Genomic DNA, 21,686 nt, shown 5'->3' with positions numbered 1-21,686 from the left:
AAGGGAGGCCCGGTGACGATTTGGCAAATTGTATAGTAGGAAAGTCTAAAACTCGGCCTCAAGCCTGTCTATGACTTTCTGGGGATCGACATCAACGCGCAGCGCCTTGATCTCCTTCATCTTCTCCTTCTCCTGATATCGGGAAAGGCCGCCGAGGGTCAGGATATCACCCACTCCGGAGATGACGTCGCCGACGGTCCCCACCACTGCTCCGCTGAGAATCTGAAGATACTGCGTCACATCCACGAACCACGAGGGATTCGCGATGGTGCCGCCCAGTCGGACGGGAACGGCGATGCCCGTGAGGTCTTCGTACGACTCGCCGCCCTGCCCCTTGGAAGAGGCCACCAGCTTGGCCTTGACCAGATAGCCGAGGTCGCCGTCGTACAGGTTCACGCTGCCGTCGCCCACCGCACGCAGGCCGGGCGCCTTGATGCTCAGGTCGGGATTAAATAGCACCCCGTCTTCAATGACACCGCTGCCGGTGACGGCCCCGAACTTGGTTCGGGAATCCTTGGTGGCCCTGATGGTGCCGCCTTTGTCCTTTTGTTTTTCAGTCTTCTCCGTGATGCCCTTGAGGTCGACGCCGGGAAATACGCCGTCCTGCACGTCGAACTTGAAAGCGCCGTTCATCCCCCTGAGCATGGCGGGAACAGTGTTGCCGTGCGTGTGTACGTGTCCCGCAAAGTCAATATTTCCGGCGATGTCGTCGCGCCCGGCAAAACCCTTGGCGAGGGGGGCGGCCTGAATGTCGTCCACGTGAACGGCCATCCCGCTGTGGGGCGAAGCCTGCTGCACGTCGGCGACAGCAGCGGCAACCACCTTCCCGCCGTAGCTTTCAAATTTGAGCGGCTTGAGCCAGACCACGCCATCCCGTGCGCGAATCCGGGCGCTGAAGTTGTCAAAGCGCACACCGCGCGCCTGAAGCGTCCCGGCCTCCAGGTCGGCGGAAAGCCGCAGGTCCCGGAGCATCTTGACCGGAAGGATGCCTTCGTCTACAGCCGCCTCCGCAGGTTTGGCGCTCCCTGCATCCGCTTTCGCTTCCTGTCCCGCCGTGGCATTCGAGGCTGCATCGGTGGCATTTGCCGCGTCGATACCGGCTTCAGTGGCATTGGTTGTGGACGAGTCGGTTGCATTGCCCGCACCGGGTCCGGACTTGGCGGCCTCTGCATCCGCTTGGGTAACGGAGGCTTCGTCGGCAGGTTTCGGTGCCTTGCCGCGTGGCGGCAGGTATGGATCAAGATTCAGAGAGTCGGCCGAGATATCGATGATATATTCCGGTTTTTCAAAACCAGCCATGGTGGCTTTGCCTTCAATGCTTTGTCCGTCCACCACGAGCATGGCCTTTTTAATGTCCACGGTGTCCTTTTTCAGATCCACCGTCAGTTCGCCCTCCGCCTCGGAAAGCGCGTCCGGACCACTCATCGGCGGCAGCTCCAGGCCGAGGTTTCGAAAGACCTGTACCGGCGTGCACTGGGCCAGCCGGATGACACCCTTGCCCACCGGGGCGGAGGCGAAACCATCAAGCTCCACACTACCGGTCAATTGCGCGCCGTAGGCGGCAAGCCTGTAATTTGTGAGTTTCAACACCTCGTCGGCAAACCCGATGCTGCCCTTTTCCACGAAAAGCGAGCCGGAGAGATCATTCGACGGCACCAACGGAGACTCCCCAGAGGCTTCCAGCCCGAGATTGCCAAACACCAACCGCCGCGCCTGTGGATGGACATCAAGCGAATCGGCCTGCAGGCCCAGTTCGACCGCGCCGTCCTTGAGTATTGCTCCGGAGAGATTGCCGTTACCGGATATGTCTTTGAGATAATAGGTATCCTCAAACGGCTTGAGCACCGCCGTGCAACGCAACGAGGCATCGGCTTCAAGCCCGGGGTCGGAAAGAGCCACGCCGAGCGAAGTGCGCACCTTCATGGGCTTGCCCAGCTCCACCGGCGTCGCGCTCAGGTCTATGTCAGAAAGGTCAAGGGAGCGCCCGTCCTGGCGGTTGTCCAGAACAAAACGAAGCCCGGAAGCCTCAAGAGACTTCGCCCTGAAGGAATAGGTCGCCCCGCTTTCCCCCTCGACGCCCTTGTCGTCCGGCTCGTCCTTGCCGGCAAGTCCCTCAAGGTTCGATCTGCCGTTTTCGTCGATGAGCAGTCGAAACGTCACGTCCTGCAACGTAACATCGCCCATCTCAATCTGCTTGGAAAAAAGCGGCATGATGTCCACGGAGACATCGGCCATCCCCACTCTCAGCATGGGGTCGTCATCGAATCCGTCCGGGTTGGAAAGCGTGGCGTCATAAAGCCTGACACCGAAGCTTGGGAAAAAGGTGAGCTCCATGTCTCCGGCGATTTTCAGCGTGCGCCCGGTCTGCTTCATCACGACCCCGGCAAGGTCGCGCTTGAGCCGCTCGGGTTCAAATCGACTCTTGACGTAGGCCGCGGCGGCGGCACCGATGATGACGGCTGCAATTCCTGCAATCATGAACCACTTCAGAACCTTCGACATGCTCTCTCCGAGGCTTGTTCACTCAAGGAGCTTGGCTATCTCCCTCAATTCGTTTCGGACTTCTGCCAGCGTGTCACGCTCTTCGCCGCTTTCAAGGCGTTTGCGCGCACCTTCGATGGTCAGGCCTTCCTCGTAAAGAAGAGACCTTATCTCTTCCAGCATACGCATCTGCTCAGCCCCGTAAAGCCGTTGTCCGGATTCGGTTCTGATGGGCTTCAGCATGGAGAACTCGGTTTCCCAGTACCGAAGCACATAGGACTTCAACCCGAGCTTCGAGGCGGCCTGCCCGATTTTCAGCGGCGTTTCTTCATTGGTAGCAGTCATGACATTCCGGATGGTTTCACGTGAATGGGAACGGAAACGGGCCGCCAACCGGAGCTCTTTCATGTCCGGTATCATGTCCCGGCAAAGGGACGCGGCCCATGATAATCGGGCTTCAGCCGGTAAAGGCCAGCCCCTGCGGCGCGGTCTTCCCCTCGAAAAGCTCGTCCACCGATGGCTTCGAGGCCGCGGCTATCTTGAGGTCCGACACGTTGAGCCCGCTTTCCATATCGCCGTAGACCTTGACGGCGCGGTCGATGAAATCCGCTTCCACAAAGGCGGCGGTGATCTCGTAGACCTTGCCGCCCCACGTGACGCCAAGCGTCACGACCGGGTCTCGCTCCGGGGGACGGGTGATGAGGTTGCCCGTCCTGACCAGCGTTTCCACCACGCTCTCGGGGAGCAGCCCGGAATAGCGCGCCAGTTTTTCGGCAAATGCGGGCATCACCGCGAGATAATAGTACTGGTCCAGTTTGCAGGCAACGGACTTGCCCGGCAGGTTCAGGATCCATGGCTCCGCCTCGAAGGCACGGCCCAGTCCCCGCTGCAGACGCTCGATTCGCTCCGTGTAGTCGATCAGGGGCATGACGAAGTCCTCCGTGCATGAATAGACCACAAAAAGCCCCCCTGTTCAAGCTCGTCAAGCAGTCCAACCGCCTTGAATCACGTCCGGTTGTACTTGACAACGTAGTGCCCTGCTTCCTATAGCACTACACTACTGGAAATTTTACACGGTGCTTTCAATGGCGTGCCCCGGGGGGCCGTCCGTATTGAAAAATCACACTATATCGAGGGAGTACTACATGTCGGATCTGAACACGCAGAGAACCTACGCCATTGTGGGCCACGGCGGCAGCGGCAAGACCTCGGTCGCGGAAATGCTCTTGTACAAAGCCGGAGTCGTCAATCGGCTCGGCAAGGTTGAAGAGGGCAACACCGTACTGGATTACGAACCCGAGGAGATCAAGCGCCGCGGCTCCATTCAGCCCGGATTCGCCAACTTCAAGTGGAACAAGAACCAGCACTTCCTCATCGATACGCCGGGAGCATCAAATTTCAACGGTGACCTGTCCTTCAGCGTGAAAGCCGCGGACGGCGCCGTGCTCGTGGTTGACGCGGTGGACGGCGTCAAGCCGCTGACCCGCAAGATCTGGGGGCGCGTGACCGACGCCGAACTCCCCTCCATAGTCTTCATCAACAAAATGGATCGTGACCGCGCAGACTTCGACAGTGCCTTCAACGGCCTCTCCGAGATGCTCGGCATGCGCCCGGTGCTGCTCTACTATCCCATCGGCAGCAAAGAGGATTTCCGGGGCGTGGTGGACATGCTCTCCGGCAAGGCGATCATGTTCGGCGAAAACGGTGAAACCACCGAAGGCGACATCCCGGCCGACATCGCCGACGAAGTGGAAACCATGCGCGAGACCATGATCGAAAACATCGCCGAATCCGATGAAGAACTCATGGAACTGTATTTCGAGGAAGGTGAGCTGACCCCGGATCAGATCACTCAGGGCCTCAAGGCGGGCGTGCTCTCCGGCGAACTGGTTCCCGTGGCTGTGGGTTCCGCGCTGGAAAACAAGGGTGGCAAAGAGCTACTGGACACTATCCAGACCCTGCTGCCATCCCCGCTGGAACACAAGCCGTGGCAGGGCGAGGACGGCGAACGCGCCAGCTCCCCTGACGAGCCCCTGTCCTGCTTCGTATTCAAGACCATCGCCGACCCCTTCGCCGGACAGCTCACCGTGGTTCGCGTCTGCTCCGGAACGCTGCAGCCCGACTCAATGATCACCAACTCCGCAAGTGGTGAAAAGGAACGCATCGGCCAGCTGCATCTCATGAACGGCAAGGAACAGACCGCCTCCAAAACCCCCATGGGGCCCGGCAGCATCGTGACCCTTGCCAAGCTTAAAGGCACCCACACCGGGGACACCCTCGTGAGCGAAAAGGACGACTTCAAGATCGTCAAACCCGAGCTGGCCCCGCAGCTCATCACCTACGCGCTGGCACCGGCCGAGAAGGGCGACGAGGACAAGGTCTTCGCCGCCGTGGCCAAGCTGCTCGAAGAGGACATCACCCTCACGCTCTCTCGCGACGAGGAGTCCTCGGACGTGCTGCTCTCCGGCATGGGCCAGAACCACATCGAGGTCTCCGTGGAACGCGCCAAGCGCCGCTCCAAGGTGGACATCGTCCTCAAGACCCCGAAGGTCCCCTATCGCGAGACCTTCAAGGTTGGCGCACAGGAAGTGCAGGGCCGTCACAAGAAGCAGTCCGGCGGACGCGGACAGTTCGGCGACTGCTGGATCAACGTGGAACCCCAGCCCGCCGGCACCGGGTACGTCTTCGAGGACAAGATCGTCGGCGGCGCCATCCCGCGCCAGTTCATCCCCGCCGTGGACAAGGGCATTCAGGAGACCGCCCAGCGCGGCGTGCTCGCCGGATATCCGGTCATCGACTTCAAGGTAACCCTCTACGACGGCTCCTATCACAATGTGGACTCCTCCGAGATGGCCTTCAAGGTCGCCGGTTCGCTGGCATTCAAGAAGGCCGCCGAGAAGGGAAAAGTCGCGCTGCTCGAACCCGTCATGACCGTGACCGTTGCCGTTCCCGACTCCTTCATGGGCGACGTTATCGGCGACCTCTCCTCCCGCCGCGGCAAGGTGCTCGGCTCCGAGTCCCAGTCCGGCGTCACCGAGGTCAAGGCTCACGTGCCCATGGCCGAAATGCTCAAGTACGCGCCCTCCCTCAACGCCATGACCGGCGGCCAGGGCACCTTCTTCATGGAATTTGACCATTACGAGGAATGCCCGCCCAACATCACCGATCAGGTCATCGCCGAAAACAAGAAGGATGAAGAGGAATAACCCAGTCATCCACATCTGAAAGACCAAAGCGGGCGGTTCTTCGCGAACCGCCCGCTTTTCTATGCATCGAAGTGCACTTCAACGCTGACCCACCGTGTCGCCGCCCTTGTGATGCAACCCGTTTTCCGATAGTTAATGACGACCGCATCGACCGCGACAATCACTGGAAATCCGCTCGCGGCGGACCATGGGCCCGCCCGGCAATGACGACGCTGTACAACCGACCGTAATCCATCTCTTTCACGGAGCATTCACGGCAGCGCCCATACGAAGAGGAAGCGCCCGAGGCCTTCCGTTCTCCCGACAAGGAATACCGATGTTTCGCATCCTTCTTTTCTACCTCTGCATCGCCCCCGTCACTGTCTGGTACAGCCTGAAAATGATACGTTTCAAACGCAAAGGCGTACCGGCTGAAAAGATCGACCCCGTGCCCATCAAGTGGGCCACCACGCTGGTAAAGCTGGCGGGAATCCGCGTGGAGGCGGACCTTGGCGACCTCGACCCGGAAGGCCATTACGTTTTCATGGGCAACCACCAGAGCAACTTCGACATCCCCATCGTCTTCTCGGTGTTTCAGAAAAACCGCATCCGCTTCGTGGCAAAAAAGAGCCTGTTCGACATCCCGGTCTTCGGCCCCGCCCTAAAAGAAGCCGACAACATTCCCATTGACCGGGACAATCGCCGCGCCGCCATGAAAAGCATCAGCCACGCAGTGGAGATCGCCAACAGCGGCGTCTCACCGCTCATCTTTCCGGAAGGGACGCGTAACCGCGACCCGGAAGAACTCATGGAATTCAAGTCCGGGGGCATGATCATCGCCCTCAAGTGCGGACTGCCGGTTGTCCCTTTCGTCATGGAAGGCACGCACGACCTGCTGCCCCCAGGCAAACTTCTCTTCAACAGAAAACGCACGATCCGGATCAAAGTCTTGCCCATCATCGACCCGTCGCGCTACACCCTCAAGGAGAGGGACGTTTTCAAAAACGATCTGCGGCAAATGATGACCGAAGCCTATCAGGACCTCAGAAGCGAGAAAAAAAATGGCTAACGACCAGCAACTGACAATAACGCCACTGGGCGGACTCGGCGAGATCGGCATGAACTGCATGCTCTACTCGACGCCCGAATCCATGGTCATCGTGGACTGCGGCCTCATGTTCCCCGAGGACTACCTCTACGGCGTGGACGTGGTCATCCCCTGCTTCGACTACATCGTCCAGAACAAGGACAAGCTCAAAGCCATCATCCTGACCCACGGGCACGAAGACCACATCGGCGCCCTGCCCTGGCTGCTCAAGCAGGTCAATGCGCCCGTCTACGGCTCGCTCTTCACCCTTGGACTGGTGGAAAACAAGTTGCGCGAACACGAACTCGACAAGTGGACCGAGCTCGTCCCCGTCGCAGACCTCGAACGCGTGGACTTCGGCGACATGGCCTTCAACTTCATCCCCGTCTGCCACTCCATCATCGAAGGCTTCGGCCTCGGCATCGAGACCCCCGTGGGCCGAATCGTCCACACCGGCGACTTCAAGATCGACCGCAATCCGCTCGACGGACACGCCACCGACCTGCATGCCTTCAAGAAATTCTCCGAAGACGGCGTGACCCTCATGCTTTCGGACTCCACCAACGTGGAACGCTCCGGATTCGCGCTCACCGAACGAGAAATCAAATCCTCCCTGCGCGAGATATTCAATGCCGCCCGGGGCCGCATTCTGGTCACCCTCTTCTCAAGCCACATCCAGCGCATGCAGGAAGTCTTCGATCTCGCCGAAGCCTGCAACCGCAAAGTGGCCGTCAGCGGACGAAGCCTGTCACGAAACATCGATCTCGCCCGCGACCTCGGCCACATGAAAATTCCCGAGAACACGCTCATCACCATCGACGAACTGCCCGACTACGAAGATCACGAAGTCGTGCTGCTCGTCACCGGCTCCCAAGGCGAACCCCTCGCGGCCCTCTCACGCATGTCCACCGGAGAACACCGCCAACTCTCCATTCAGGAAGGCGACCTCGTGCTGCTCTCCTCCCGCTTCATCCCCGGCAACGTGCGCGCCATCACCAAAGTCATCAACCGGCTCTACAAACTCGGAGCCGAAGTTCTCTACGAACGGGTGCAAGGCATCCACGCCTCCGGACACGCACACGGCGAAGAGCTGCGCATCATGTTCGAGACCGTCAAGCCCAAGTACTTCATCCCCGTACACGGCGAATACCGCCACCTCGTCAAACACAAACGCCTCGCAGTAGACTGCGGCGTCGAAGACCAGAACGCCCTCGTCATAGAAAACGGCCAGCCGCTCACCTTCACCGAACAAGGCTTCGAATACGAAGCCCCAGTCTCCGCAGACAAGATTCTCGTGGACGGAAAAGGCGTCGGCGATGTCGGGCAAAGCGTGCTCAAGGAACGGCAACTCCTCGCCGGAGAAGGCATGGTCATCGTCCTGCTCGTCGTGGACGAGAACACAGGCGAAATCAGCGTAGGCCCGGAAATCGTCTCCAAGGGATTCGTCTTCGAACAACGCTACGCACACCTGCTCGAAGACGCCAAGTGCATCGTCCTCGACGTGCACGAAAACATCCCTCCCGGTGCCACCAAAAAACTCAAGGAACGCATCCGCTCCGCACTGCGCCGGTTCTTCAGAAGAGTCCTCGACCGCGACCCCGTCGTCGTGCCGCTCGTCATCTCAATTTAAGAAGGATTCCGGCAACTGGTAGCTCTTTTTGGGGTCTCCGACGGGCAGGGGCGCTGCCCCTGCACCCCGCCAAAGGGGCGGGCCCCCTTTGGAATCCCTGAGTTGTGAGCGGGCTTGCAGCTGCTGGGGTCTATGCGGTCGCACAACTCGCGTTCTAGCTGCAACCCCGCTGACGGGAAATTTTTGTTCTGTGCGTCTTGGCTGACAAACTCCGTCAGAAGAGATCAGTTATCAGGACTTCCCTCAGTTCACACACTCCACATTCAGAACTCCCGGCAAACCATCTACTCCCGCCACCAAAGCACCGAAGCATAGTCTCCGGCGGGCCCTTCGGGCGGACCAAAGGGGCGGGCCCCCTTTGGAATCCCTGGGTTGTCTGCGGGTCTGAGCTTCTTTGTTGTACGATTCTGAACGACTTCAGCGTTTTTAGTCTCTCGGAACAGACATCCAATGCCAGCCCATACGCCAAGCCGCCTGAAAGCCTCAGCTTTCGGAAAGCTCCAACGCGGCTTGGCAAGCCAAATGTTTTTGGAGATTCTTAAGAACCTTTTGCAAAAGGTTCTTAAGCCCGCGGAGGGCCCTCGGAGAGCCGCCGGAGGCAATGATCAGGCGATCATATTGAGAATATGGCCGGTCATTTCTTCTTGGGCTCGAACGACGGTTGCGTTGGCTCCGACCATGTGTTCGTTGCGCATGAGTCCCACCATTTCGCGTGCTACATTGGTATTGGGGCCTTCGGTGCCGGCGACCATGGGGCCTTGGGAGTTGTCTTTGCGGATGTCGGACACCTGCACTCCGCCGTTTCGGTTTTCTTCGAAAACGGTTGAGGAGGCCTTGAATTCGTCCGTATTGACGTTGGCGAGGTTGTTTGCATTGACCTGCTGTGCGGTGGAGGCCGCAGAGATGGCCGATGCTGCAGTATCGATAGCCATGATTCTAGTTAACCACATTGATTGGTTTGACGCAAATGGGTTTGCGGTGTTGCCTTGGGGCGGTTGTGCGGATACATTGGCTGCATGAAAATACAGGTAAAATGTTTTGCGACGTTGGCAAGTCGTTTGCCGGATAATTCGGATGATTTTCCTATTGAGGCAGGCGAAACGGTTGCATCTGTCATGAAGCGTCTGGACATCGGCGAAGACGAGGTTCATCTGATATTCGTGAACAGTGCCCGTGCCGGGCTGGACACGGAACTCAAGGACGGGGACCGCCTCGGATTGTTCCCGGCTGTAGGTGGTGGTTGATATGGACGAGGGTGCCGCTCTGGAGGTGCTGCGGTCAGGTGCGGTCGAAGACGACACGCCTGACGGCAGGGCGCCGGTTGTTTCGCATGACGTGATTTCTCGCATTGCGCTGCATTTCAAGGCTGCCGGTTGGCAAATAGAGGCGCTTGCCCTTGAGAATGGCATTTATCCCCGACGATATCTACGCAGCATGAACGGCATTGGCCGCTCGGAGCAAGTCGGTATGCTCCGCGGCAGGGTTTCGCAGGTGGGTCTCGGCGGGCTTGGCGGACTCATGGTGGAAACGTTGGCGCGCTCAGGTGTCGGGCGCATTCGTGCGGTGGACGGCGATGTATTTGAGGAATCCAACCTCAACCGGCAGGCGCTCTCCGGGATGAACGTGCTGGGCAGGCCCAAGGCCGAAGCTGCTGTCGAACGATGCCGCAGCATCAACCCTTCGGTGGAACTCAGCGCGGAGGCGGCGTTTCTGGATCGTGCCGGTTTCTTGAAGTTGCTCGAAGACTGCGATGTGGCCGTGGACGCTCTGGGCGGACTCAGGGACCGTCCGGCGTTGCAGGAGGCGGCTTCGGAGCGGGGAGTTCCGCTTGTTACAGGCGCTTTGGCGGGCTGGACCGGATACGTGGGCGTGGTCATGCCGGGCCAGCTTGGTCCAGGGGACATCATGGGAAGCGACGACTCCGCCGAGGACAGCCTTGGTTGTCCGGCTCCCACGGTGAATCTCGTTTCTTCGATCATGGCCCGTGAGGTCATGCGCATTCTGACCGGAAAGGAATCTCCGCTCGCCGGCACGATGCTCATCATCGACATGAACGGCCCCACCTTCGAGACCGTATCCCTCTAGCGGTGTCAGACCGCACGTATTATGTCTATGTTGACTTAATCTTCGCTATCAGGCAATTCTGCCCCTAACTGCGAAAACCTGGATGGTGACAATGAGCGCCAAGCGATCGAACCCAACGCTTCGACTTCGTGTCTGGATTGAAGAGGACCAGGAACTTTACATCGGCATCGGCAGCACGTTGCTGTTGAGGAAAATCGATGAACTCGGCTCGCTCAAGCGGGCGGCCGAAGAACTGGGCATGAGTTATCGCCGTGCCTGGGGACGCCTCAAGAAGACCGAGAAGCGCGTTGGGACGAAGCTGGTGACCAAGACTCCCGGCCAGGGGCAGCGGTTCGGACTTTCGGATGAGGGTCGGACCCTCATGGAACGTTTCACGGCCTTTTACGCGGACGTGGAGCAGTACGCCCGGATGCGGGCGTCGGAAGTCATGGGAGAAGAGGTTCTGCCGAGCCACGAGTTCGGCCTTGACGACACTGAATGACAACCTACGAGCGGAGGTACCCTGTGAAATCCCTGAAAATCGCCCTTGTCTGCCTGATGCTGACCGCCTTCATGGCCGGTTCAGCCTTTGCGGAAAGCCTGATGATGGCCACCACCACCAGCACTGCAAACACCGGCCTGCTGGACGAGCTTATCGCTCCCAAATTCCAGAAGGACACCGGCATCGAGCTCAAGTTCGTGGCCGTGGGCACCGGCAAGGCGCTGAAGATGGCCGACAACTGCGACGTGGATATCGTTCTGGTGCACGCCCCGGCAGCCGAGCAGAAGTACGTCGATTCCGGCGCCCTCGTGGACCGCAAGGAACTGATGTACAACGACTTCGTTATCATCGGCCCCGAAGCCGACCCCGCAGGCATCAAGGGCATGAGCGTGGTAGACGCCATGCAGGCCATTGCCAAGGACAAGGCAGAGTTTGCCTCCCGCGGTGACGACTCCGGCACCAACAAGAAGGAAATTTCCCTGTGGAAGGCCGCCGACATGGCCGTTCCCGACAAGCAGGACTGGTACATCCAGACCGGTCAGGGTATGCTGCCCACCATCACTGTTGCCACCGAGAAGGGCGCCTACACCATGACCGACCGCGGCACCTTCATCAAGTTCAGCGCCAACCACGACGGCAACCCGCCGCTGAAGGTTCTGGTGGAAGGCGACAAAGTGCTCTTCAACCAGTACAGCGCGCTGGCCGTGAACCCCGAGAAGTGCAAGAAGGCCGAGTACAAGCTCGCCACCAAGTTCATCGAATGGATGGCTTCCCCCGATGTGCAGAAGGCCATCGGCGACTTCCGCCTGCTCGGCAAGAAGCTCTTCATCCCCAACGCCAAATAACCGCATAAACTCGCAAAGACGCGCGGCGCAGGGCACGACTCTGCGCCGCGCTTTTCGCACGGACGGGCCATGGACTACCTGCTGAACGGGTTTATCAGAGCTTTCGGGCTGCTTTTCGGGGGCGATCCCGAGACATTTTCCGCTATCTGGACCACTGTTGCAGTGTCCACGCTTTCCATCGTCGCATGTCTTGCCGCAGGCATTCCGCTGGGATTTCTGCTCGGTCACAACGACTTTCGCGGCAAGAAGGCACTTCGCACCGTCGTGGACACCCTGCTCTCGTTTCCCACCGTGGTCATCGGGCTGGTGGTCTACGCCTTTCTTTCGAACCGGGGCCCGCTGGGCGATCTGGAGCTGCTGTTCACCATCCCCGGCATCGCCATCGGCCAATTCATGCTGGGTATGCCCATCGTGGTCGCCATGACGGCCAACGCGGTCGAATCGCAGGACAGAAGGCTCAAGCCGACCCTCATCACCCTCGGCGCCAGTAAGCGCCAGATGCTCACCGCCACCATTCTGGAAACGCGATACAGCCTCATGCTCGCCGCTGTTGCAGCCTACGGGCGCATCGTCTCGGAAGTTGGGATTTCCATGATGGTCGGCGGCAACATCAAGTGGCACACGCGCACCATCACCACCGCCATCGCGCTGGAAACCGGCAAGGGTGAATTCGATACCGGCATTGCACTGGGCATGGTGCTTCTGGCCGTAGCGTTCGCAGTAAACATCGGCGTCTCCATGCTCAAGCGGAGGGCCGGACAATGAGCCAGCCCATCTGCGAACTTTTCGAAATACGTCAGCAGTACTGCGGACGCGACGTGCTGGACATCCCCTACCTCAGCCTTGAGCAGGGAAGCATCACAGGCCTAAGCGGCCCGAACGGATGCGGCAAGTCCACCCTGCTACGGATCATGGCCCAGCTTGAATCTCCGGCCATCGGCACGGTCCTCTTGAACGGTGAGCGCACCGATGCCGCCTCCACCCCCGGCCACCGCGACGTGACGCTTCTGCTTCAGGAGCCGTTTCTGCTCAAGCAGAGCGTCTATTCCAACGTCGCCTTCGGACTCAGGGCGCGGGGCATGGAAAACGAAAAAGAACGGGTTTACGAGGCATTGCGACTCGTTGGGCTCGACCCCGTCGCATTCTGTCACCGGAAGTGGTATGAACTCTCCGGCGGAGAGGCGCAGCGCGTGGCGCTGGCGGCCCGACTGGCATTCCGTCCGGCCCTGCTGCTTCTGGACGAACCGACGGCGAGCCTTGACGAAGCCAGTGCGGCGACCATCCGCGAAGCCGCGCTTTCGGCAAGATCTCGCTTCGGCACCACGCTGGTCATCGTCAGCCACGACATGAAATGGCTGCACGCGGTGAGCGACACCGTCATCTGCATGGAGCGCGGCAGCATCGTGAAACAGAAGACCACACAGGGAGAAAACGCATGAAAGCGGTATCCATCGTCGGCCCCAAGAAAGCCGGCAAGACCACTCTCGGCCTCGCACTCTGCGCGGAACTGAAGCAGCGCGGCATCCGCGTTTCCGCCGCAAAGCATTCCAGCCACGGCTTCGACCGTCAGGACACGGACACCGCCCGCTACGCCGAACACTGCACCGGCGTCCTCGGCTTCGGCCCCAATGAAGCCTTCGCCCTGTGGCCCAAGGTACGCCCCCTCGCCGACCTGTTGCCCTTGATGGACGCGGAGTTCATGGTGGTCGAAGGCGGCAAGTATCTCGGCTGGATGCCGCGGGTACTGGTTCTCGACGAAGAGCCAGCCGAAGGGCTCGACTGGCTCTCCCCGGAGCTGGCTGTCGCGGTTTACGGGAAATACGAAATCCCCGGCATCCCGACCACGGACGATCCGGCCGAACTGGCTGACATCGTGCTTGAACGCGGCTTCGTTCTGCCCGCTCTGGACTGTGAAGCCTGCGGCCGGGAAAGCTGCAAGGCACTTGCCGCGGAAATAGCTTCCGGTCAGGCTTCGGTGAACGACTGCGTATCCCTCGAAAGCGCGGCGGAGATCAGCATCAACGGCACGCCGCTTGGCACCAACCCGTTCGTGGAAAAGATGATCGCGGCAACGGTCCGCGGCATGCTCAGCACCCTCAAGGGGTTCGCGCCGGGCAAGGCCGAAATCAAGGTGGACGTCTAGCGGTTTCGCGGCTATTTTGCCGCGCATGAAGATCGTCCTTTACGAACCGGAAATTCCGCCGAACACCGGCAACATCGCGCGCCTTTGCGCCGCCACCGGCACCCCGCTGCATCTCATAGAGCCGCTGGGGTTCTCGCTTGAAGACAAATACCTCAAGCGCGCCGGGCTGGATTACTGGCCCCATGTGGATGTGACGGTGCACCCGGACCTCGACCATTTTCTCGAATCGCACGACGGCGGCGTGGTCTGTTCCAGCGCACGCGGCGGCACCCTGCTGCACGACTTCGCCTTTGAACCGGATGACGCCATCCTGATCGGCCCGGAGACGCGAGGCATTCCCGCCGAGGTACTGGACCGATTCACGCGGCACGTGCGCATCCCCATTCGTAGCGCAGTTCGCAGCCTGAACCAATCCACGGCTACCGGCATTCTGCTTTATCAGGCTTTGGGACGGACCGGTCAGCTTCCGGGATAGGTCGCTTGTCATTTTTCCGGCCTGCCTGTATTGATTGGGACGATTCCCCGCATCCAGTTAAACAAGAGCCCTTCAGGACCGATACATGAAAATTCTCGTCACCGGCGGCTGCGGATTCATCGGCACCAACTTCATCCGCATGATGCTCCGGAAACACCCGGACTGGCAGATCGTCAATCTCGACAAGCTCACCTACGCGGGCAACCGGTTGAACCTTCTCGACCTTGAGCAGGACGAACCGCGCTACTCCTTCGTGCAGGGCGACATCTGCGACCGCGAACTGTGCATGGAGATCATGGCAGACCCGCATCTGGACGCGGTGGTCAACTTTGCCGCCGAATCGCACGTGGACCGTTCCATCAATGATCCATCTCCGTTCGTGACCACGAACATCCAGGGTGCGCAGAATCTTATGGAATGCGCCCGGCAGAACGGTATTTCACGCTTCGTGCACGTCTCCACCGACGAGGTCTACGGCACGCTCGGTCCGGAAGGGAAGTTCACGGAGTGCACGCCGCTGGCGCCCAACAGCCCCTATTCCGCCAGCAAGGCCTCTGCGGACATGATGGCGCGGGCCTATTTCGAGACCTACGGCATGCCCATGGTCGTGACGCGTTGCTCCAACAACTACGGACCCTACCAGTTCCCGGAAAAGCTCATCCCGCTCATCTATCTCAGGGCCAAGGCTGATCAGCCTCTCCCGGTCTACGGGGACGGCATGAACGTGCGCGACTGGATCTGGGTGGAGGACCACTGTCTCGGTGTGGAACTCTCGCTGCTCAAGGGCCGCGACGGGCAGGCCTACAACTTCGGCGGCGATGCCGAAGAAACCAATCTTGATGTGGTACGCACCATTCTTTCCATCCTCGGCAAACCCGAGTCGCTGATCACCTTCGTCAAGGATCGGCCCGGGCACGACCTGCGTTACGCAATGGACTTCAAGCTTGCCGCCGAGGAACTCGGCTTCGCACCGACCATCGGATTCCGGGACGGCCTCGTGAAGACAATAGAATGGTACGAGAACCACGCCGACTGGCTGGATCAGGTGCAGAGCGGAGCCTACCGCAACTTCATGAACCAATGGTACGAGGATCGGACCTAATGCGAATTCAGGGCATGAAAGCCGTCGTATTCGGCGGCAGGACCGGACTGCTGGGACAGGCGCTTTCCGCACGACTGAAAGAGGAAGGCGCCGACGTACTGGCGCTTTCCAGTGAGGATGTGGACGTTCTCGATCAGGCGGCCGTGGCCGGGATTCTGGACGACTTCCGCCCTGACGCGGTCTTCAACGCCGTGGCCTACACGCAGGTGGACGGCGCCGAGGACGAGGAAGAGAAAGCATTCGCCCTCAACGCCACGGTGCCACCGCTTCTGGCCGCGCAAGTATCCCGCTTCAATGCCCTGTTCATCCACTTCAGCACGGACTTCGTGTTCAAGGGCAACGCCAACATGCCGTACCTTGAAACGGACCGGCCCGGCGCGGTGTCCGTCTACGGCATCAGCAAGGCCGCCGGGGAACAGGGCCTGTTGGATCTGGACTACGAGCACACGCTGATAGTTCGCGTTGCCTGGCTCTTCGGTCCCGGAAAAATGAATTTTGTCCAGCGGATGCTGGAACTGGCCGCAGATCGCGACCAGCTCAGGGTAGTGGCGGACCAGACAGGATCGCCCTCCTACACCCCGGATATTGCGGAGAACACGCTGCGCCTCGTAGAGAATGACGCAACCGGTGTCTACCATCTCACCAACACCGGAACCGCCACATGGCATGATCTTGCCTCGGCCGCGGTGGGCATGGCGGGAATCGAGTGTGAAGTGGATCCCATCCCCTCTTCGGAATGGCCCACGCGCGCGGTGCGTCCGGCTTATTCTGTCCTTGACACGTCCCGTTTCACAGAAAAAACGGGCGTCACGCCGCGACACTGGCGCGACGCCCTCAGAGAATATCTGGAGAAGCTGGGCTAGATGAACTAGATGAGTTCCCGCCCGCGCAGATTGGCATCCGAAAGGCGGTCCGAGAGCAGGTTTATCAGGTAACGGTCCAGCGCCGTTGCCAGCTTGGGCACCTTACGCTCCACGGCGTGGAGCTTGTCCCGAGTCAGCATATACAGCACGGTCCGCTCGGCGGCCTTGACCGTTGCGGTTCGCGGGGCTTCCGTATAGATGCCCATTTCCCCCACCACCGCACCGGGGCCGACCTTCTTGAGCCTGAACCGCCTGCCATCCTTTTGCAGTTCCACCTCGAGGGAACCGCTTTCCACGAAATACATGGTATCCGACGGATCGCCCTGCCGGAACAGCACGTCGCCGTCACTGGCCTCGATGCGCTTCATGACCTTGACCAGAGCCTGAGCATACCGCTCGTCGGCAAAAGCCGGTCCCAGCATCTGCACCAGAGTCCCCTGCGTCTTCGAGGTCATGCCCTCGGCTTCGAGCAGTCGCTCTTCGCACCATTCCAGAGCGTAGTCCAGATTGATGAAGATGCGGAAAGAACCTTCCATGTCATTGATGGCGAAGCCGCTTTTGGCAAGGTATTCCTCCAACTCAAACGGGACCCGTGTAAAGATGACGTTGAGTTCCTCATCAAGCGCGAGGTTGCGCAGCATCCCGAAACCGAGGTTCGAAAACGAGGCGAAGCCGGAGACTTTGCCGAAGTCCACGATCAGGTACTCCACGTCCAGCTTTTCCTGATCGAGGGTGCGTTCACGGATGCGTTCCACCATGTCCTGCATGGTGCCGAGAAACACGAAGCCGCGCAGGCTGACCACGTGCACGTGCTCGCCCACCTCTCGCAGAACGCGCGCCTGAGCGGGGGAGCGGTCCACGTTGCTGTGAAAGACCGCGCCGGAAAGTTCACCGCGCACACCGCCGTCACGGCTGTAGCGGCGGATGCTCATGAGCGCCCCGAAAGCCACTCCAAAGCCGATGCCGATCACCACGCCCAGGAGAATCGTCATGAAAAACACAAGCATCATCACGAGGGTGTCGTCACGGCGATAGAATGCGGAGCGGACTTTGAACATCCAGTCGCGAATCAGTGCGAGGCCGAAGAAAATCAACATGCCTTCAAGGACGAAACGGGGCAGGAATGCCACGGGTACCTCTCCGGCAAGGTAAAGCCCTCCGCAAATAAAGGAAGCCAGCACGCCGGCCAAGGCACCCTTGCCGCCGATGGCCAGACTTCCGAGGCTGCGCCCGCGTGAAAAGGAGACAGGCATTCCACCAAGCACTGCGGAACCGAAATTTGCCAGACCCACGGATTCGAAGTCACCCACGCCCCCCTCGGTGGGCGAAACCTCGGCCTCCAAGAGCGTCCCCCTGTACGTCACCTTGATGAACGCAATGGCCATCAACGCGCCAATGAAATAGGCGTTGTCCAGTATGACCTGCCACTGGACCCGGCTCCAGAAACCGGAACTCAGCACTTCGGAGTGGAACGCTTCGGCATTCACCGGCAACCCGGCCGGAATCAACAACACTTTCGTCCAGAGACTGTCATGCCCCCACAGCTCCAGCGCCTGCACGCCGATGAGGGTCGCCACGAGCACGCAGAGCAGCCACAGGCTGTTCCGGAAGCGTCCGGAAAGAATGTAGAGGAAGAAGCCGAACGCGACCGGCGGTAGCACGCGTATCGGATCTGCTGTGGCAATGCGTTCCCAGTCCATGAACTGAAGGACAGAAAGCCCCGCGTGCGGGACGCTTCCATCACCGGTCATGAGGGAAAGAGCGGCAAGCACGATGAAGAAGCCTATACCGCCCACAACGCCGCCGATGACCTGTACCGGGGTGTAGCGGACCCAGACTCCGGCTCCCACACGTCCGAGTGCGTAAAGTGTCAGTCCAGTACAGATCCCCGCAGTCACGATGCCCGCAGTCAGGGTCGGGACCACCGAATCGGCAGGGCCGCCTTGCAGCCCGGAATATAGCGCACCGGCATAGAGAAAGGTTACGCCGCACAGGACCGACTCGGGCCCGGCAAGCGCAAAGGGGATCCTGCTTCTCAAGGAAAAAAGAAAACCGCCGACGCAGGCGGAGACGAGTGCCATGGCAGCCGCATTGGCCAGAAAGACTCCGCCGTCGGCCTGCGAGCCGACGAGAAGCCCCATGCACAAGGCGGAAACATATCCGAGCAGGCCGGAGACGATCCCGGCGAAAATGTTGGGAAACCAGCCACCGGCCAAGACCCTGCCCCGCTGCTCTTCGCGCTGAGCGGCCTGAAAATCCTCAAGACCTTCCGGCTCTTCCGGATGTTCCTGCGGCTCCCATGGCCTTCCGGACTCGTCCACAAGATCGCTCAGGTCCACCGAAGTGTCTTCAGGGTCGGGAAGCTCCGTGACCTCTTCATGGGGCATGCAGATGGCGCCGCCGCAGTTCGGGCAGGTGCCGGGGGTATCGCAGTCCCCTACTGTCGCGCCGCAGTCGGGGCAGATATCTTCGGGCGAGCTGATCTCATCGAATTGTGCCCCCCCCTGATCAATGTTCAGATCAAGAGATTCCCCTGTCACGGAAACTTCGCCACAGACGGGACATCGTACCGCCCGACCGTCGAGATCGTCGGCAACGCGTTTCTCGAAATCGCACTCGGGACATTTGAAGACCGCCACGGCATCCTCCATCGAATTATCACTGTTGCCAACCATCCGAAGAGACAGCTTCTTTTGACTTATACGCAAACCCGATGGACGTGGCAACCCGCACCGCTGATTCATGAAACGCATTTTTTTTTTCATTCACCCCCTAAAGAATACCCTCCCTGCGCCGATAAGACGGTCACGAAGAAGCCGAATTGCGCACATGGACGTGTCGCAGGCAAAACCCACGGAAGGGTTTGGACATGAGAGGAAATCCCAGAGCCTCATTGATCATAACGCTCGCCGAGGAGCATCCCTCCCTGCCCCGCGCCTTTCAGACGGCCGCGATGCAGAACGGTGATCCCGACAGAGCGGAATTGATCGTGGCGGCACCCGAGCGACTGCTTGAGGACGTGAAGATTTGGGAAACCGCTCTCGATATGCCTATTACGGCTGTTCCGACGGCTGACGAAGCTACTGTCCCAGCCATGCGCAATGCCGCGGCAAAGCACGCGCAGTCGCCGCTTCTGAGTTTTCTGCATGCATCGCATCGGCTCGACCGCCACTATCTGGACGAACTCCTTGACGCTCATGATGACGTGCCGGAAGCGGACTTCATCTACACCGACTATGTGCGCATGTCGCAAAACGACAATCGTGGCGCCTCCGGCCTGATGCGGCTGGCTCCTTTCGACGAGGATGCGATCCGCAGGACCGACATCCTCGGCCCATCCGTCACTGTCTTGAAGGAAACATTCGAACGTTTGGAAATGTTTCGCGAAGACTTCATCTATTCGGAATGGGACCTTCACGTCCGCGCCGCACAGTCCGGCTGCGCCTTTCTGCACATTGCCTACCCTCTGCTCAGTGCGGTGCAACGCAAGGTGGGCTTTCGCGAACGCGCTCTCGATGGTCGCGGCAAGGCGCTGGTGGTCATAGCCAACCCGGGCTATTTCCACGGGCACACTCTGCGCTGGGCTCTCTCCTACCTCCGCGGCGAGTCCTGGGCCGAAGCGTGGACTTTCCGAACCATCCCCACCGCCGTGGAAGTCAGCCACATGCTGAACGCACACACCATCAACAAGGTAAAGCGAACGGACGCGGCAGAAGAAGCCGTACGAGCGTTCACCAACAACGTGATCCCCTTCACAGCCTAGCCTCCCATGTCGGGAGCAGGCCCTTCCTGCTCGGCACATCTCAGCCCCCGACCTGCACCTCAAGACCCTTTTTCATATCCTTACGAAATAACGGACGGTTATTGATAGCCTTCCGCTTGTTCGCAGTCAGCTGATTCTTCCATGCATATAAAATCGGGCAAAGTAGTTGACACTCGTGTGCTCCTTTGTTTAATTGAAAACGAATCTCAATTTCAAGAAGAGGAGAAAACCATGTGCGCGGCACTCATCGGCGGTATGGACAGGCTGAAAAGGGAATATATGAACGAGGCCAAAAAGCAGGGCGTGAAGCTGAAGTTCTTCACCGGCAAGGAGCGCAACATCAGCGGCAGCGTCGGTGGTGTGGACCTGGTGGTGATGTTCACCAACAAGATTTCGCACAAAGCCCGCAACGAAGTGATGGGAGTGGTCAAGAGCCGGGAAATCCCCATGGTGATGCATCACTCGTGCGGCGTAAGCTCTCTGAGGCGTTGCCTGCACGAAAACAAGGAAATCTAGCTCAGGAGCGAGCCGCCTTTTCCGGGTCCCACTCGCGTATAAGCTGGATGACCCGAGAGGTCAGCTCGTCGAACTCGGGCTTGGTCACCTGATCGTCGGCCTTGACCGACTCTCCCTTGTGGCGCAGCCCCTTGGAAATGAGCGATGAGAACAGGCAGACCGGGATGACCTTGAGAATCGGGTCTTCCTTGATCCTTCGGGTCAGGGTGTAACCGTCCATCTGCGGCATCTCGATGTCGGAAACGACCACGTCGAGATACTCCAGAGGGCTGCGGTTCTCCTGTCGGCTGAGTTCGCGGACCTTTTCCAACCGCGACCAGGCTTCGGCACCATCGCCAACAACTTCGGCCTCGAAGTTGGCTGCTGCGAAATTATTGCTCAGAAGCGCACGGACCGAGGTGGAGTCGTCCGCCACGAGAGCGCGGTAACGAGTATCGGACCGCTCTACGTCACCCGTTCCGGTCTGCCCGCCTGAACCGTCAAGTTCGGAAAGGACCTGTTCGAGGTCCAGCATGAGCGCGAAGCGATCATGAATCTTGACCGTGCCGGTGATGCAGTTGGTGTCGAAGCTGGCCACATAGCGCGGGGGCGGTTCCACGTCGCGCCAGTTGACACGGTGGATCTGCGTCACGCCTGAAACGCGAAAGCCGGTCACGGCATTATTGAACTCCGTGACAATAATCGGTTCGTTCTCTTCTGCGTCGCGCTCCATGTCGAGCCAGACGCTCAGATCAATGACGGGCAGGATGAGGTCCCTGAGCGGGATGGTTCCGAGAAAACTCGGATGCGGGGCCGCTTCCGATCCTTCAAGACCGTCCGGGGCCTCCACCACTTCCAGAACTTTGGCCACGTTGACCCCGAAATAATGCGTCTGCCGTTCTCCATCCACATTCTCATGGACAAAAAACTCAATTATTTCAAGCTCGTTGGTTCCGGTTTCAAGCAGAATATCCTGTTCAGCGCTCATGAAAGCCCTCCTGGCCACGTCGGATGCATTTGGGGAAGCATAGCGCAACAGGCGGAAAACGTG

21 protein-coding genes are annotated in these 21,686 nt (G+C 59.6%); 15 read left to right on the top strand and 6 right to left on the bottom strand.

Translation table 11 applies throughout. The features are described from left to right. Positions 1–45: 45 nt before the first annotated feature. From B149_RS0108815 to B149_RS0108805, 3 genes are all read right to left on the bottom strand, one after another. Positions 46–2,502, bottom strand: a complete 2,457-nt coding sequence (locus tag B149_RS0108815; protein WP_018124820.1) for an AsmA family protein — start codon at positions 2,500–2,502, stop codon at positions 46–48. A gap of 18 nt (positions 2,503–2,520) precedes the next feature. Next, a complete protein-coding gene (locus B149_RS0108810; protein WP_026167538.1) occupies positions 2,521–2,826 on the bottom strand; it encodes a MerR family transcriptional regulator in 306 nt (101 codons plus the stop codon). A gap of 112 nt (positions 2,827–2,938) precedes the next feature. Next, positions 2,939–3,409 (bottom strand): hypothetical protein, encoded by a 471-nt coding sequence (locus B149_RS0108805; protein ID WP_018124818.1) that lies wholly within the window; start codon positions 3,407–3,409, stop codon positions 2,939–2,941. Positions 3,410–3,626: 217 nt separating this feature from the next. Between B149_RS0108805 and fusA the strand changes: the two genes are divergently transcribed. The 3 genes from fusA (at position 3,627) to B149_RS0108790 (ending at position 8,383) form a co-directional block, all read left to right on the top strand. After that, positions 3,627–5,687: an elongation factor G gene (fusA, locus tag B149_RS0108800; RefSeq protein WP_018124817.1), complete on the top strand. Its 2,061-nt coding sequence runs from the start codon at positions 3,627–3,629 to the stop codon at positions 5,685–5,687. Between the two features lie 316 nt (positions 5,688–6,003). Continuing rightward, complete coding sequence (locus B149_RS0108795; protein WP_018124816.1) at positions 6,004–6,735, top strand: lysophospholipid acyltransferase family protein; 732 nt, start codon at positions 6,004–6,006, stop codon at positions 6,733–6,735. After that, entirely contained in the window at positions 6,728–8,383 is a 1,656-nt protein-coding gene (locus tag B149_RS0108790) for a ribonuclease J (protein WP_026167537.1), read from the top strand. Before B149_RS0108795 ends, B149_RS0108790 begins: the two co-directional genes overlap by 8 nt. Before the next feature lie 605 nt (positions 8,384–8,988). On the opposite strand, the gene B149_RS0108785 is transcribed toward B149_RS0108790, so the two are convergent. Continuing rightward, positions 8,989–9,315: a flagellar basal body protein gene (locus tag B149_RS0108785; protein WP_018124814.1), complete on the bottom strand. Its 327-nt coding sequence runs from the start codon at positions 9,313–9,315 to the stop codon at positions 8,989–8,991. An 84-nt stretch (positions 9,316–9,399) separates the two neighbouring features. On the opposite strand from B149_RS0108785, the gene B149_RS0108780 reads away from it, so the two are divergent. The 10 genes from B149_RS0108780 (at position 9,400) to rfbD (ending at position 16,377) form a co-directional block, all read left to right on the top strand. Next, positions 9,400–9,627: a MoaD/ThiS family protein gene (locus tag B149_RS0108780; RefSeq protein WP_018124813.1), complete on the top strand. Its 228-nt coding sequence runs from the start codon at positions 9,400–9,402 to the stop codon at positions 9,625–9,627. 1 nt (position 9,628) lies between these two features. Continuing rightward, the gene (locus B149_RS0108775) at positions 9,629–10,468 is read left to right on the top strand and encodes a HesA/MoeB/ThiF family protein (protein ID WP_018124812.1); all 840 of its coding nucleotides are present in this window, start codon (positions 9,629–9,631) and stop codon (positions 10,466–10,468) included. A 91-nt stretch (positions 10,469–10,559) separates the two neighbouring features. After that, the gene (locus B149_RS0108770) at positions 10,560–10,949 is read left to right on the top strand and encodes a winged helix-turn-helix domain-containing protein (protein WP_018124811.1); all 390 of its coding nucleotides are present in this window, start codon (positions 10,560–10,562) and stop codon (positions 10,947–10,949) included. Positions 10,950–10,972: 23 nt separating this feature from the next. After that, positions 10,973–11,794 carry an ABC transporter substrate-binding protein gene (locus tag B149_RS0108765; RefSeq protein ID WP_018124810.1) on the top strand — a complete coding sequence of 274 codons (822 nt, stop codon included), beginning with the start codon at positions 10,973–10,975 and terminating at the stop codon, positions 11,792–11,794. A gap of 69 nt (positions 11,795–11,863) precedes the next feature. After that, positions 11,864–12,559: an ABC transporter permease gene (locus tag B149_RS0108760; protein ID WP_018124809.1), complete on the top strand. Its 696-nt coding sequence runs from the start codon at positions 11,864–11,866 to the stop codon at positions 12,557–12,559. Continuing rightward, positions 12,556–13,233 carry an energy-coupling factor ABC transporter ATP-binding protein gene (locus B149_RS0108755; RefSeq protein ID WP_018124808.1) on the top strand — a complete coding sequence of 226 codons (678 nt, stop codon included), beginning with the start codon at positions 12,556–12,558 and terminating at the stop codon, positions 13,231–13,233. The genes B149_RS0108760 and B149_RS0108755 overlap by 4 nt, the downstream gene beginning before the upstream one ends. After that, a complete protein-coding gene (locus tag B149_RS0108750) occupies positions 13,230–13,937 on the top strand; it encodes a molybdopterin-guanine dinucleotide biosynthesis protein MobB (protein WP_018124807.1) in 708 nt (235 codons plus the stop codon). The genes B149_RS0108755 and B149_RS0108750 overlap by 4 nt, the downstream gene beginning before the upstream one ends. Before the next feature lie 25 nt (positions 13,938–13,962). Further along, positions 13,963–14,412: a tRNA (cytidine(34)-2'-O)-methyltransferase gene (locus B149_RS0108745; RefSeq protein ID WP_018124806.1), complete on the top strand. Its 450-nt coding sequence runs from the start codon at positions 13,963–13,965 to the stop codon at positions 14,410–14,412. 85 nt (positions 14,413–14,497) lie between these two features. Then, positions 14,498–15,514 (top strand): dTDP-glucose 4,6-dehydratase, encoded by a 1,017-nt coding sequence (rfbB, locus tag B149_RS0108740; protein ID WP_018124805.1) that lies wholly within the window; start codon positions 14,498–14,500, stop codon positions 15,512–15,514. Next, positions 15,514–16,377 (top strand): dTDP-4-dehydrorhamnose reductase, encoded by an 864-nt coding sequence (gene rfbD / locus B149_RS0108735; protein WP_018124804.1) that lies wholly within the window; start codon positions 15,514–15,516, stop codon positions 16,375–16,377. Before rfbB ends, rfbD begins: the two co-directional genes overlap by 1 nt. A gap of 5 nt (positions 16,378–16,382) precedes the next feature. Here the strand turns inward: rfbD and B149_RS0108730 are convergent, their stop codons facing one another. Beyond that, positions 16,383–19,016, bottom strand: a complete 2,634-nt coding sequence (locus B149_RS0108730; RefSeq protein ID WP_026167536.1) for a cyclic nucleotide-binding domain-containing protein — start codon at positions 19,014–19,016, stop codon at positions 16,383–16,385. A gap of 230 nt (positions 19,017–19,246) precedes the next feature. Between B149_RS0108730 and B149_RS0108725 the strand changes: the two genes are divergently transcribed. Then, the gene (locus B149_RS0108725) at positions 19,247–20,140 is read left to right on the top strand and encodes a glycosyltransferase family protein (RefSeq protein WP_156816783.1); all 894 of its coding nucleotides are present in this window, start codon (positions 19,247–19,249) and stop codon (positions 20,138–20,140) included. Between the two features lie 231 nt (positions 20,141–20,371). Continuing rightward, positions 20,372–20,656 (top strand): DUF2325 domain-containing protein, encoded by a 285-nt coding sequence (locus B149_RS0108720; RefSeq protein ID WP_018124801.1) that lies wholly within the window; start codon positions 20,372–20,374, stop codon positions 20,654–20,656. A 1-nt stretch (position 20,657) separates the two neighbouring features. On the opposite strand, the gene B149_RS0108715 is transcribed toward B149_RS0108720, so the two are convergent. Then, on the bottom strand, positions 20,658–21,623 hold the full coding sequence (locus B149_RS0108715) for a chemotaxis protein (RefSeq protein ID WP_018124800.1): 966 nt from the start codon (positions 21,621–21,623) through the stop codon (positions 20,658–20,660). Between the last annotated feature and the right edge of the window lie 63 nt (positions 21,624–21,686).

The sequence above is a fragment of the Desulfovibrio oxyclinae DSM 11498 genome (genome assembly GCF_000375485.1).
GTDB lineage: Bacteria > Desulfobacterota > Desulfovibrionia > Desulfovibrionales > Desulfovibrionaceae > Pseudodesulfovibrio > Pseudodesulfovibrio oxyclinae.
This window is presented reverse-complemented; position numbering and strand designations above follow the sequence as displayed.